The 13,579-nt window shown below is 36.3% G+C and carries 11 protein-coding genes; 2 read left to right on the forward strand and 9 right to left on the reverse strand.

Going from position 1 to position 13,579, the window contains the following annotated elements; translation table 11 throughout:
* The 7 genes from Aba26S_RS19405 to Aba26S_RS19435 all read right to left on the reverse strand — a co-directional run.
* Positions 1 to 4,495: AAA domain-containing protein (locus Aba26S_RS19405; RefSeq protein ID WP_252322567.1), on the reverse strand; the 4,495-nt coding region annotated here is incomplete at its 3' end.
* 933 nt (positions 4,496 to 5,428) lie between these two features.
* Positions 5,429 to 6,235: a hypothetical protein gene (locus Aba26S_RS19410; RefSeq protein ID WP_010591556.1), complete on the reverse strand. Its 807-nt coding sequence runs from the start codon at positions 6,233 to 6,235 to the stop codon at positions 5,429 to 5,431.
* 228 nt (positions 6,236 to 6,463) lie between these two features.
* On the reverse strand, positions 6,464 to 8,104 hold the full coding sequence (locus Aba26S_RS19415) for an LPD1 domain-containing protein (protein WP_042892775.1): 1,641 nt from the start codon (positions 8,102 to 8,104) through the stop codon (positions 6,464 to 6,466).
* Positions 8,105 to 8,122: 18 nt separating this feature from the next.
* Complete coding sequence (locus Aba26S_RS19420) at positions 8,123 to 8,506, reverse strand: hypothetical protein (protein WP_042892771.1); 384 nt, start codon at positions 8,504 to 8,506, stop codon at positions 8,123 to 8,125.
* Positions 8,507 to 8,512: 6 nt separating this feature from the next.
* The gene (locus Aba26S_RS19425; protein WP_043041614.1) at positions 8,513 to 9,280 is read right to left on the reverse strand and encodes a hypothetical protein; all 768 of its coding nucleotides are present in this window, start codon (positions 9,278 to 9,280) and stop codon (positions 8,513 to 8,515) included.
* A 1-nt stretch (position 9,281) separates the two neighbouring features.
* A complete protein-coding gene (locus Aba26S_RS19430) occupies positions 9,282 to 10,604 on the reverse strand; it encodes a hypothetical protein (RefSeq protein ID WP_042892765.1) in 1,323 nt (440 codons plus the stop codon).
* Positions 10,605 to 10,694: 90 nt separating this feature from the next.
* A complete protein-coding gene (locus Aba26S_RS19435) occupies positions 10,695 to 11,213 on the reverse strand; it encodes a hypothetical protein (RefSeq protein WP_005005747.1) in 519 nt (172 codons plus the stop codon).
* Between the two features lie 74 nt (positions 11,214 to 11,287).
* Between Aba26S_RS19435 and Aba26S_RS19440 the strand changes: the two genes are divergently transcribed.
* A complete protein-coding gene (locus tag Aba26S_RS19440) occupies positions 11,288 to 11,641 on the forward strand; it encodes a hypothetical protein (RefSeq protein ID WP_005005748.1) in 354 nt (117 codons plus the stop codon).
* 99 nt (positions 11,642 to 11,740) lie between these two features.
* On the opposite strand, the gene Aba26S_RS19445 is transcribed toward Aba26S_RS19440, so the two are convergent.
* A complete protein-coding gene (locus tag Aba26S_RS19445; protein ID WP_043974467.1) occupies positions 11,741 to 12,487 on the reverse strand; it encodes a hypothetical protein in 747 nt (248 codons plus the stop codon).
* Between the two features lie 60 nt (positions 12,488 to 12,547).
* On the opposite strand from Aba26S_RS19445, the gene Aba26S_RS19450 reads away from it, so the two are divergent.
* Positions 12,548 to 12,910: a hypothetical protein gene (locus Aba26S_RS19450; protein WP_005005750.1), complete on the forward strand. Its 363-nt coding sequence runs from the start codon at positions 12,548 to 12,550 to the stop codon at positions 12,908 to 12,910.
* 175 nt (positions 12,911 to 13,085) lie between these two features.
* Here the strand turns inward: Aba26S_RS19450 and Aba26S_RS19455 are convergent, their stop codons facing one another.
* Positions 13,086 to 13,385, reverse strand: a complete 300-nt coding sequence (locus Aba26S_RS19455; protein WP_005005752.1) for a hypothetical protein — start codon at positions 13,383 to 13,385, stop codon at positions 13,086 to 13,088.
* Positions 13,386 to 13,579 lie beyond the last annotated feature (194 nt).

A 13,579-nucleotide genomic window follows, 5' to 3' on the forward strand; every position in this document is an offset into this window, starting at 1 on the left:
GGTACGGTTCACCACGAGAATCGACAACTTCAGTTTCAAGTTTTCCTTCATAAAAACAGTCTGAAACTAATTCGCCGATGCTCGGACTCATTCGGTACTGTGACAAGAGTTCTGAACTAGCCTTTAGTCCATAATGTGAATTAAAGATACGGCCAAAGTCGCTTTGTAATTTATCTTCCAAATCATCATCTGATATCTTAAGTTGCTTAGCTAAAGCCTTTATATGATCGCTCGAATATAGTGGAGGAAGTTGGTCTTGATCCCCAACTAATAAAATACGTGCACCTGACTGCATTGCAATTGCCAATTCTGAAGCGATTGAACGTGCTGCTTCATCAATAATCACCCAATCAAATACGTGATTGGCGATTCCAATACTTTGTTGGCCAACACCAACGCATGTGCCACAGACTAATTGCCTTGTTTTGACCAGAAAACTTTCATAATTAGCATTTTGGCTTTCAATTAATGGTTCATAATCTAGGGCAATATTGATCAAGGCTTTCGCTTTAAGTCCTTCCTCATTAGATACCCCGTAGTATTGATTAAGTGCTGCGAACGTAATCATGTCGATCTTATTTAACTGGTTTAATACTGTTATCTCTTTATCATTGATACAGTCTTCCAGTTGATCCCAAAAGTCTTGATTTCCGTCAAACATGCTCTTCAGCTTATGCATTGCTGATTTGAAAGCCTGGGTATACTCTTCTAATGAGAAACTAAACTTTTGATCAAGATCATCTTGGTCGATTGACTGATACGCAGATTTAAGACTATTTAAAATAGTGACTCTGATTTCATAAAGATCGCTCAAGTATTCAGCTTCAAGTGATAAATCTTTTGCAAGCTCAAGCACTCTTTCTTTAATATTAGACTTAAACAGCTCTATCTGGCTCGTAATAATTGAGCCTGTATAGACATCTTTTAATTCAGGAGACACAGCACTCTCTTTATTGCTTATTCGAGCAATACTTAATGGTGTGTCATACTCTGTGCATAGCTGACGTATACGCTCAACACTTGTATTTACAGCTTCGTGCGACTGACTAACAATTAAGATGTTAGATACATTTTGTTTATCATAGAGATAGTGAGCCAGTATAGAGATAAATTCAGTTTTGCCGGTTCCTGGTGGTCCCTTTAATAGTGATACAGGTCCATACTTAAGCACATTACGGAACGCTTTACGTTGTAATGGATTGAGGGCTTTAACCAATTCCCCATTTTTGTATTTGTTATAGTGATCTAGATCTTCATCAGGCACTTCAATCTCATAATCTTTTGCTTCAATCACTAATGATGGTTCAAAGTAATCTACGAGATTTTCAATGACAGCCTTATTACTCAGAATATTTGTCAGAGCATCTGCACGTTTCCGATTAGATGACTTATCTGCCTTGCTTTGTAGAAACAGTGTTGCTTCTTCAGGAACTTCATTTGTTTTTTTACAAAAATCGATCCACAATTCTCCGACTTTTGATTGCGCAATATTCACCGTACCTATGCAGAAAGTGTAATCACCTCCCGCCCCAGTTTCTTTAGTGCACATTACATCGACTTTATCGGTCTTTGAAAATTTAGCTGAAACATCTTCTGCAGAGTCATAGTATGCAATAGCACTCTTTGAATCTTTAAAATGTTTGCTCGAAACTATCTTTAACGGCTCAGACAGAGTGATTGTAGGATGTGCATGACGCTCAGTCGCCATGACTTTTTTCCACAACTCTTTCGTTTCAATATCAATTAAGTGGCTATGTGTAGGCAGATGACTCATTGGCTGTGCCATAAGCTCATCAGTAGCTATAACATCGCCTATCTCTTCTTGTAATGCTTTTTGTTCACGCAGAGCCCGTAATGTTTCCTCTTTCTCTTGAGTCCTTTTGAGCTGTGCTTGCTTAAACTGTTCAATAGCATCCTTAAAGTTTTGATCTTTTGCTAAGAAGTCATTTAACTCTACAATGTTGTCACGCTTACTCATCCCAGATATCGGGTGGACTTCAATGCTAACATCAATAGTCAGATCTGCATCCCTACTAGCCTTCCACCACAGGTCTTGTTTTTTGACAAAATCAAGGAAACTTAATTGATTTTCATGGGGCTTATAAAACCCTTTTAACATGCCATTGATTCCGCTAAGTGTAAATCGAAAATCCCCCTCACTTGCTGCCTCAAGTTGGATATAAACTTTGCCGTTTTCGGGATAAATCGTAAAGGGCGTCTCAACCTTACTTGTATAAATACTAATCTGAGGAGCTTCTTTTACAATAGCACCCTTACATTCAAATGCCTCTATAAAGCGAGAATTATCAATATAGCGTACACTTGGATCTTCCATTCCTTCTATGCTCAAGGCTGTATTTAGCCAGGATAAAGTAGGATCCATTGAAGCCACATCATCCACAGCCAAGTCTATATCGTATAGATCTGCGATTAATTTCAATGCAGTAAAGTTGTCACACTGAATGACTGTTGGATCTTCAATATCAGATGGGAAATAAGCATTAGAAGAATCAGGTTGTGGTACTTCAGGATGGAAGCAATCATTAAAACTAACTTTCAAGTTTGTTTTATCTACTAGAATCTTTTCATCATCCAAGTTTCCATGTTGAAAGCCATGCTCATGAAATTTTTTCAGAGAATGCAATAACTGAAGTGAAAGTTCATTTTTTTCATCCTCAGTTAAGCCCTCAATAACCGTTGACCAAGCTTCACCCTTTACCATTTCAGTTACTAGATACACACATGCTGTGCTAGTTGATAAACCAAAATCAATAATCTTAGGAAGGTATGGCAAATTGAGAGCCTGCGTCATTTTAAGTTCTTCAAAGAATCGCTTAAAACAACTCTTTTGATAAGTTGTCATTGCAGATGCAACTTTACCCATCCATGTTTTGACTAACATGTTGCCTGATGCATAGAGTGTAAAATTTTGGTTAGCATCAATAGGCGCGCCAAATATCGGGTAACTGATATAGGTATTTGTCTGATTTAAATATGGATTCAGTACATCTGCATCAAGTTCATAACTAACTTGTTCAGCAGGTTTTTGAGCTAAGAAATCTTGGAATACTGCACATGCATTATCATATTTCCCTGTCAAAGCTCGTGTTAAAATACGCTCTAACCAGTGGTTCTGATCTCGCTCCTCAAGACTAAATTTTTTCAATGAACGTGGGCTCAGTCGAGCATTCTTCCAAATATGAAGGATTAACTGCCCTAACCAATACACATCCTTTTGTGCAGCTGTCAGCGCAAGATTCGGAAGATGAGCTGTTGTATTCAAAAATGGGAGTTCGTTAGCCAGTTCAGGGTCAATTTTCGAGGGCTGTGTTTGATCATTTGCTGCCGAAAAATTGGATAGCAATATCTCCTTTTTATAAGAGATCCACACACTATGATCACCCACATCACCATGAGTAATTCCCATTTGATGTAGGTGATTAAATTTACCAAGCAAAATCTGGAATAAATCCAATTTCTCAGATTCAGACATTTTCTCAGCATAAGCGCCGATGAATTCGTTGACTCGATAGCTGTTCTCAGGCAACTCATACAACTCATTATATTTTGATGTCATGTCATCAAGACTTGGGTTTGTAATCGGGTGCAAACAACTTTGATAAAGATCAGGCTTTTCTGTTTTAATTTTTTGGAAAACCCGGCGCTCATTGCAGATCAAGTTGAATCGATGTTGAGGCTGACTCATTCTTGAGTTACTCAACTTGAATTCATTAAAATCCCAACAACGCATTAAAGATTTTTCACCAACGATGGTCAATGAATGCGCTTTATACTCGCTATAAATCTTTTTAGGATGCGGTAAGATCAAGTCACCTCGTTCATGATTATTAATAATCAAAGAGCGTGGTTGAATTTGGTCAGGCGCAAAAATTTCATCAATAATGGCGTGATATTCTTTTTTAATATCATATATGCGACCATCACGTTCCAGATGCTTGCGGAACATATTATTAAAATTCTTCTGTTGAGCTAATTGTATAAACTCATCTATCGAAAGAATGTGCTCTAAATCTTCTGGAGGCAGGCGCGAATAATCTGCTTTACCACACATGACAACAAAGTGAGAAACACTTTGGTAATGAAATGTAATGCCCTTAGCTTTCTTTTCTGAAACTTTATCCTTTAGTTTATTAACTATAATTTGCATTTTTTTTACATTTTTAGCTACAGGGCATGAATCTTGCTCTTTATTACCTACGTACCATTTTCCTGCAACTTTTGTAATTTCCTTACCGTTCCAGTCCTTGAATTCAATGACCAAAATGTTTGCATGAGTAATAATTAGGAGATCATATTCAAATTTCTCAGAACTACCTTTCGCTACTGCTTTTTTTCCATTTTTATGCATAAATTCAAAACCAGCATATGCTCGCCAGTTTTTAGTTTTTTCGCCACGATCAAAGACCTTTTTAATCTTATCAATTGCTTTGAGTTCGTGCTCGTATATACCTGTCTCTGGATATGTAACTTTCATATTAAAAGATTCTTTATTTAAAATGTCTTGCTTTTGCACATACAACAAATAAGCGTCAAAAATGATGCTAAATTTTTATTAACATAAAGTAATGCTATATGTACGGTGTCTTTTAGAAAAAATACTTAGCGTAAGAATTTAGTTTTTTCAGGTTGATGGTTAGTTTGGCCAAATAAGCCCTCCGAAGGTTTTTTATATTCAGTTTAGGATTGTATTTAAAATAAAGTCTGCCAAATATTTTGGTGTAAAACCTGAGTCTTCTAGCACGATCATCATTTAGATGATCTAACTCAATCATTCGTTTAAGCAAAACGTATTTCACTTAACGGTTCATAATGTGACTTATATTACATTTAATTTTTGAGTATTCAAAATTATTTTATTGAATTATAAGAAAAAAACTTAAGGAATTCCTTAAAATTTGATGACAATGGTCATATCTCTAATCACTAAAAAGACCAAAAATAGATATCTACCCATATCTCTCGGACAAATTAACTCTATTTTATAAAAGTATCAATAAATTCATTAGGTTCATGAACCAAAAATTTATAATTATTTTTTTATTTATATAAGTTATTGAAAATAATAAATAAAATTATTAAAAGTTTTATTAACTAGACTTCAGGTGAACATAAGTTAAAGTTCGAATTAAAATGAATAGGGTAGTCGCAATTTCCAAAAAATGACAGCTCATGTGTCGTTTAGATACTAACAATTTGTTTATTATAACAAATCTTAAGCATGTTAGCTGTCGTCATTCTTTGATACGGTCTACGTACTACCGTACAATCATCAGCTATATTCATGGTGTTACTTTGCATAATTTACATTTTCTGCATTCAAACCAATCAATCCAAAATTACGTGCACGTTCGAGACACATAAGCTGTCATTGACGACACATGTAATGTCACTGGTTGCGTTCGTGCGTCTATTTCCGTTGAACTATGCTATACCTTGAATAGCCAGCTACTCGGTTCACTGAAATACTGACCGACACGTTAGATTTCAGTTTTAAATCAAAATAGCGATCAATCGTCACAATTAGATGTTTTACATAATCAAAAACTACATATGTTAAATCCTTTAAATCATTGTTCTGGTGTGCAACTTCAATAAATTCTGAAAACAACGCTACACCTGTTTCGTTGGCCAGATTCGCTAACTGATTATCCAATCCGGCAATTGCCGTTAATTCTGATGCAATCACCACTTTATGCATTGCTGTTTCCGCTTCAATGCCTTTGTACTCAATCCCCTTGTATATATAGACATCGTTTTCTCGTTTGCCTTGGTTCCAAGGGTTATCCGTACCATCCAGTCTAGGCATGCTGTACGGTCGTTTTAGTTTTGCTGGAGGTGTTTGTTTAGCGGTGACTTCATAAAGGTTAAATACGCAATCTGTGTAGCGTTTAAGGCTATGGTATGTCAAAGCTTGCTGTTTGGCGGTCAACTCCCGTGGTGATACATGATTCACCAAGGTTTTGAACATTTCTAATGATTCTGGTGTGAACGATCCATCTTTTTTTGCATTGTCCATCAGGTCTTTTTTAGCCCATTTATGCTTTAGTTTTTCCGCTTCAGCATCAGATATTTTCTCTCCCCGATACACGTATCCACGCGCTGCGTTTGAATACTCAAAATCTGCTCGTTTTACTGCCTTGTAGACCATTGTTTTTGTCATTTGTTTTGCACCAGTTTTTCCCATAGTTGTGGCGACCGCTTGAGGGCTTAACACGTACCCATTCTTTTTCGCTTCGGTCGTAACACCAAAACTCGTACCCTAAACAACAACGTTTATTCACGACATAGCGGTAGGTGTTGCAGATCGTAAGCATATTCTCAGTGGCGTTAACTTCCCAAGGTTTAAACGCAATAAGCTCTGTTATTGCTTCCCTGTAAAGTCGTGTTGCTTTGGGATTATTGAATAAGATCCGTTCTTTTTTTGAGGTCTTAGTGATTGCATTCATTTCGTCCACGACCTCACTAATGCTTTTAGCCAATCATCCATCAAATCAACTAAAATTGCCCGTTCTCTGCCTGTTGGATATGCGCTTAACTTCATATTCCAACTATTTGCCGACTCTTCTGTGCCGTGCACCAAAAACCCATTTTGTTGATCATTTTCAGCCAGCTTATCCGTCACCCAACATTCAAACAGTCTGGCAAAGATTTCTGTTGGCTGTGACCAATACATTGACCGTGATTGATCTAGGTGCATGGCGTTATTCATAAAGCCCGTACCGCCTTGTCTTTCTTCGTAATCAAGGTATTTGGTTGACTTAAAAGTAAGATAATTAACCAGCTTGATAAACTTATCTGCAGTCTGGCCATCTTTAAGATGTTTGTATGCTGACTCTTGATGATTCTGTACTGAGTAACGCCCTTTACTGGTGTAAAGAAAGTATTCGCTAAAAAAGTTATTATTGAGTCCGTTTCGTTTTGCCAAAACACAATCAAATCCGTGCGCGAACTCATGGGCTAGTGCTCCAACACCTTGCGTCTTGGTCAAATGAATAAGCATATTACCTGGTTCAAAGTGAGCTGCTGCGCTATCAACGCCTGTGCCACGCGAACCGAATGCTATTCCTAGCTTACCGCCTAAAGATGCGAACGTAACGGGTAGACCTAGAAGTTCGACAAGATCCATTAGTGAGTCATACGTGCAATTCAGAAACCATGCACGTTCCTTTTGATTTACCCAATTACCGAACTCGACTCCAGAAAATTTGAAATAGTCCATAAGCAACTGGCTATCGATGTTTTCACCCTTTCGATGGTCCTTACCCTCGCGTACTTCAACTCTGTCGTAGCGCGGTCTTTTTGGGGGTTTTGCGCGTCCTTTTTTGGGTTCTATGACTCGTTCATCTAAAATTGGCTGAAAAAATGTTTTTACTTTTTCTAGTGCTGCATTGAATGTGTCGTATTCTGTCCAATTATCTAGTGTTTGAAAGCGCTTTGCTGAAATGGATTTAACGGCATACCACTTATATTGACCAGTCTCAGTGTTTAATAACTTTTTGGCACCATAATTATCTGCATCAAGTACACGATCGTCTGGCCATCCTAAAGGGATTAGATTATTTAAGCGTAACTGTGTGTCTGAACTAAATGATAGTGGGTGTTTAACTCTGCGATTGGTATGTCGTCCAGCTGAGTAGCGTTCTAAAATATCTTTTTCACTTCGTCCAGCACCAAACTTAACGGTCATGTACGCATTAAAGTCGTCTGTCAGTTGTTCTAAACGTTCGTAGTGTGAGCTTTCATATTTGTTTTTTAAGAAGTGTAGTGTAGCAATGTAGGCATCATCCCATTGCTTTTGACCTATGCTAAACCAACCACCCCCTAAAGGCTTGTTGGTTAAGTTTGCATAGACCAAAGAAAATAATAGTGCATGTTTTACAGGTTTGTGGCCAGATTGGGCATCAGCTCTAAAATCAGGCTTTTGCCAATATTCCTTTTTAGTCACTAGGCTGTCAGACTTAATTCCATTCATGTTGCCTGAAAAGTCTGGTGATGGGTTGTCTTTACGTGCACCAGCAAACTTTTTACCTACATCCGTAATAGGACCATCTTTTTTTTCATTACTATTTATTTCTTCAGTCATAGCTAAACCACTTAATTGTTAGTTGCGTATATCGTCCAAGATCTCTGACAGATCAAACAGATTAATATCTTTGAGTTTCGCTTCAGCATTGATGCGCTCAAGTAATTTCATAAAGCCAACAAAAATAATGTGTGGTATTGGTCTATTGTTGATATGCACGGGTGTTGACCAAGTGCGTACACGCGTTTCGCATATTTCAAGCCCTTGTTCTTCAAAAAGCTTGATCAATGTCGGGATGTCTTTGTCTAGTTGAGTAAGGGCTAATAACGACCGAAATACATCATTTAAGCTAATAGAGTGGTGATGATGGTTCGGATTGTGCTGTTTTCTATTGTCGCCCTGTTGTTGATTAAAGTAATGATGGTTTTCGCGGTTTTGAGATGGTCTGTTTAAATATTTCATTTGTTATTAAGCTCCAAAAAGATAGCTGTAAATCAGGTACAAAATAAAAGTTATTGTTAATCCCGACACCAATAGAGAATTGATCGGGTAATTTTCTAAGTTAAAAGGTTTTCTGTGATAGCTCACTCCCCAATCTGAAACAGATCCTCGCTCTACGGCACTGTAAAAGTTAGTTTGTGAGGCGTTTAAACGGTTGTTGTCTACTGATATGAATTCCAGTTTGCACAGCAATTCGTCACTCAGGTAGTTAAAGAAAGTCGTTGGTGCACCATTTGATAGGATGTGTATAAAACCGACCTGTTTTTGGGTATAACCCATTCGCTCATACGCTTTTTGAAATTCGTGCGTTAAAGTCGCACTAAACTTATCCCCCTTATTTTTGCCAATCAGTTCAATTGGTGGCTCAGCTCCAGCCTGAATAAGCTTGGTGAATTTAGGACTACCACAACCCCAATTTTGAGAGATCCAAACACCGCGTTTTGTGTCGTGAATCAAACCATCAACAATGACCACGGCTGCATCACCGATGTCGCCGTTTTCTTTTTCTGTAAATTCGGTGTTATCAACGTCTTTTCTGAATTCTTCAGGCATTGGCCTTAAAACTTCTAAAAGATTGGTACTGTCACTTTGTACATGACCAGTAGCCAAAATCATCGACTCAATTTTTTTTAGGGCATGTTCAGGTACTATCAATACTGAATGTACACGCTGGTCATACGCATCAGATTGAATGTCTTGAGCTTCGGTATTCTTTTCAATAGTGCTTAATTCCATATTATTTCTCTGCCTGAGCTTTCTGGTATTCAACTGCAGTCTTCATTGAATATTCGGTATCATCTTCGTGCTCTGTACCAACCATGCTTTGCTGACCTTGGTATATACCTTTAACAGCATTGACGAATGCGTTATGCGCCGTAGCGTTGTAATACGTTAAGTTTCCAGCACTGGTCGAATCATTGAATGTCAAAGTATTAGGAACATGCCAAACTGCTGAATAAGCCTTGCCATCGATAACAACAATAGGTTCAAACTCGACCGCTTCACGGTGCTTGGTTTCATTCCATGGTGTATAGAAAACAGTATTGTTTTTGAGGTTGTAGACCTTGAATACGATCTGGCCAAGATTCCGCATTTTGGCCTCTTTGTTGTATGCCTCTAAAACCTTGTCTTTTTGGAAGTCTGTAATTTCAAGCTCAGGGTTCTTCGTAATCACCAGTGTTTCATCAGTCGTTTTAATCTCAGATGGAACGTAGATTTTTGAACCTTTAGGGAAACGTCCTGATTTCTCCAATGCGGATCTAAACTTGTTATTTGCATCCAAGAAGTTGCCAAACTCACTACTGAAGTAGCTGTAAAAATTTGATGCACTGGTGAACATGCCAAACTGATTCACCCGAACAATTTGCTCAGATACAGTGGATGCTAAACTTGCATATGGTTTGCCCGACACATCAATTTCGCGCCATTTGTAGTTACGTACACCTACTTCTTTGTCGCATGCATCATTAAACATAGATGTAGAAACAATATCGCCGTCCAAGCGCTTCACATAAGCAACCGGGTAACTGCGGATAGGTGCCATACGAACAGCTTTGTTTGAATTGGTGTAAAAGCCAGATGACGAAATGATATTTTGTTCAGATGATTTAATTTGATAACTTCGTAATGTATTTAACTGTCGATCAAAGCTATCAATTTCAGATTCATATAAAACATCACCCTCAACAGATGTCGCGATTGAATAAGGGGCATACATCACATCGCCCTGAACTTTATCCATGATCTGCTCAGCTTCAATACGATATAACGGCTGTGAGAACATGCCATTTGATGCCAAAGCTGGTAGATCTCCCCCTACACCAAAATTACACGCTACTTTGTGGCTGGTGGTAGAAAGGCTTGATTGAGGTAATTTGTAGTTAGATGGATTGTAAGTGGTAACACGTTCATCATATTTGCGAACTTGTTCCTCAACTTTCTTTTCAATGGGATCTATTTGTTCTTCTTGAGATGCAGTATCAGTATTTGAAGGCTTTAACTTATCACAACCAAATAGCAAAACTGACAATATCGCTATGGTAAGGGTTTTCTTATTCACTAATTAATGACCTAACTTAAAACTACTAATACCCCACATTATAATTAAAAATAAGTATTAATGAAGTGGTATTTAATAGTTTAAGGACTTTTAAGCGAAAAACCCAATATCATTAATTAGTTTTAACGAACATTCTTTTAATGCAACTTCATAACCGCCGTTATTATTAAATGTAAAAGCAAATGGTAGCATTTTATCAATCGCAAATATCTTCTCTAATAAGTCGTTGTTTTCTGCAGATGGCTTATCCTTTAAGGCATATTGCATGGAAAACTTAGCATTTATACCCGTGCTTTTATATAAAGCATTTATTTGTTCTTTAAGGCTTTTTTCCACTTCTTGCACAGTATTGAAAATAAAATTCTGATTAACAGTGAATTTATCAGTTTTCAAAGATCCAAAGGTCCACGCCAGACTCTCCGAAACCACATACCCTAGAACAGTCTGCAATTCTTCATCTTCAAATTTGTGATAATGAACGTATGATTTAGTTTTACCGTTAAAATATAAAATAGAAATGGAGAACAACACCTCTTTGTGAGCATATTTAAAAGGTACTTTAACAAGACTATAAAAGTTTAAGAGCTCAACGTTGGAGGCTTTAGACATATTTTTTAAAAAAATTTTAAAGACATTAAAGTGATTATACTAAAAATATCAAAGAAATGTTAAAGGGTTTTAAAATGGATACAGTTGTTCTAAAAAATAGTTTAATTGCTAGTTTAGTTTTTGTATGTGTGTTCCTGGTGTTCCAAAACATCGACCATAGAGTTTCTGAACGTATACAGCTTGAGTCAACCAGTGCAGCATTCGAGTCGCTTGATAAAGACTTTTCTGCGATCAAAAGAAATGTGGATACTGAATTCAATAAGCTCCCGAAGTACGTGAAGCCAAGCAAAGAGCAATCGATCAATGATGCATTGGAATTCATTAAATTCTCGAAACAGACCTTTACTGACACAATGGCCCAAAATGAAGAACTTTTAGCAGAAGTTAAGGGTTTTGAGAAAAAGGCAAATGATGTTTTAGAAAAATAATAGTTATTTTAAAAAGAAAAATGGGAAGCTATAAGCCTCCCATTCTTTTAATGTCGTAAGAAACATTTAAATTTTGTTCTTAAAAGTATTATAGTAAAACTAATAATTTATGCAAATACTTTTAACAGAAATATCTAAAAGGTCTTTAACACTCAACGAATCCGAATAACTTAGACAGTGTGAATAAATTGTTAAAGTAGTCGAGTGTATATGTAAAACATTGGTATACCCATTAGAGATATGCGAATTATTATATATGTAAAACCTAACATACTTTTTAGTCGTATCTTGCGTAAAACTTACCAGATAATCTTTTGTGTTTTCATTTATGTTATCTTCGTATTGCTCTGTTATGCTCAGGATCTCTTTGCTGTTCAGCCAATAACTGCCTGTTTTATCTTGTTTAATCTGTTCCAAAATCAAATTATTTAATGACTGGTACTCTTTCGTTATTGCTTTGGCATATCGTTTTGATGACTGATGTTCTTTCCAGTCAATTTTTGCTTTCTTAAACAGTTTGAAAGCTGTAACCGCGCACAATATAGCTGAGATGGTACATAATATTATTCTACTACTATCACCTATAATGCCAATCATTCCTAAATGCACATCTTTTGAGAATAAACCGTTCAAAGATAGGTATACGCCAAAGATACAAAAACTTAACGCAAAAACCACAACTAAAATTAAAGTTGCTCTAATTAAAAACTCATTAAAAGTAATTTTTCTTAAACTTTTGGTATAAAGCTTAATCTTATCTTTTTCAGATTTTAACATTTTAGCCAAGAACTTATGTTCTCTTTTTCCTCTGCTAAAAGGTGGTGTTACAGCATCTTTAAAAGTCATGTATAATCAAAAGTATTTTAACGTTCCATTAAATATACACTACACCTGGGCCTATTTAAAATGAAACATTATAGAATTATCGCTATTTTAATACCTTTAATATTTTCAGGTTGTGCAGCAAGCCACTCAGACAAAGAGCTTGTTGACTCTTATTACAATGACCAACAAAAAACAATAGAAAGCGATGTAGATCAACTCGTTAATTCCTACTCCGCTAAAGTCGTTACTCAGTACTACCCTGAACCATACTTCAATCCAACCAAGCCAATACCGCATTATTACGCTTTAAAGCTTGATGAAATGGGTATCCCTTACCCAAAAGAGCTTGTATACGACAATGCCGACTATAATTTTTATAAAGAGCAGGCTAAGTTTAATGCAAACAATAATGACGTAATTGATACAGATCACCACGATCACTAAAACTTTTTTATCGTAGGTGTTTTGTTGAGGGGCGTTTCTTGCCGAAACCTTTCTTAACCCCTTAGTGTATGAGGGTAAAAGATTCATACTATATTTTAGAAAATACACTTGATGGAGATAAAGACCAAAAAATCAAAGTGTTGAGAGTAAGCCAGTATGATACTTTTTATTACCCTCATACATTATCTTCTGAACTATCTTCACTCCTTTTTTGATTGGCTTCTTTGATAACATTTTCAATAAAACAGATAACTAAATTTAAAGCGATTAAAAATAATACGATATAGCCAATAGTTTTTAGAGTTAGTACAAAGTTATTGAATACATAAGTTGATGCTTTTCCTATTCCTATATAAACCACATAACATGCAAATATAACCAATGCTATTGCACTAATTGAAATTATTGCAAGTCCAGTATTTTTTAAAAATGAGCGCAATAAGTATTTATCGAATTTAGAATTATTCATAGCCATATACTATCCTTCATAAAAATTTCATTTTCTAACATTGAACGAAGCGCAACTATTGCTGCACCACCGCCAACAATAATTATGATAAAGCCGAATAAAAAATTGAGATTCATGTTTGCAGCTATGTTTAATTATTTAGATTTAAGCAACTTAATTAGTAGCATTACAATAGTTATTGTACGAGAGTACTTTACTCT

The sequence above is a fragment of the Acinetobacter sp. NBRC 110496 genome (genome assembly GCF_000876115.1).
Classification (GTDB): domain Bacteria; phylum Pseudomonadota; class Gammaproteobacteria; order Pseudomonadales; family Moraxellaceae; genus Acinetobacter.

Excerpts from the sequence above, each read along its gene's own strand:
- Aba26S_RS19420 (WP_042892771.1), bottom strand. The coding sequence starts at position 8,506 with ATGAAATATTTAAACAGACCATCTCAAAACCGCGAAAACCATCATTAC.
- Aba26S_RS19445 (WP_043974467.1), bottom strand. The coding sequence starts at position 12,487 with ATGACTTTTAAAGATGCTGTAACACCACCTTTTAGCAGAGGAAAAAGA.
- Aba26S_RS19440 (WP_005005748.1), top strand. The coding sequence starts at position 11,288 with ATGGATACAGTTGTTCTAAAAAATAGTTTAATTGCTAGTTTAGTTTTT.
- Aba26S_RS19450 (WP_005005750.1), top strand. The coding sequence starts at position 12,548 with ATGAAACATTATAGAATTATCGCTATTTTAATACCTTTAATATTTTCA.
- Aba26S_RS19455 (WP_005005752.1), bottom strand. The coding sequence starts at position 13,385 with ATGGCTATGAATAATTCTAAATTCGATAAATACTTATTGCGCTCATTT.
- Aba26S_RS19415 (WP_042892775.1), bottom strand. The coding sequence starts at position 8,104 with ATGACTGAAGAAATAAATAGTAATGAAAAAAAAGATGGTCCTATTACG.
- Aba26S_RS19425 (WP_043041614.1), bottom strand. The coding sequence starts at position 9,280 with ATGGAATTAAGCACTATTGAAAAGAATACCGAAGCTCAAGACATTCAA.
- Aba26S_RS19435 (WP_005005747.1), bottom strand. The coding sequence starts at position 11,213 with ATGTCTAAAGCCTCCAACGTTGAGCTCTTAAACTTTTATAGTCTTGTT.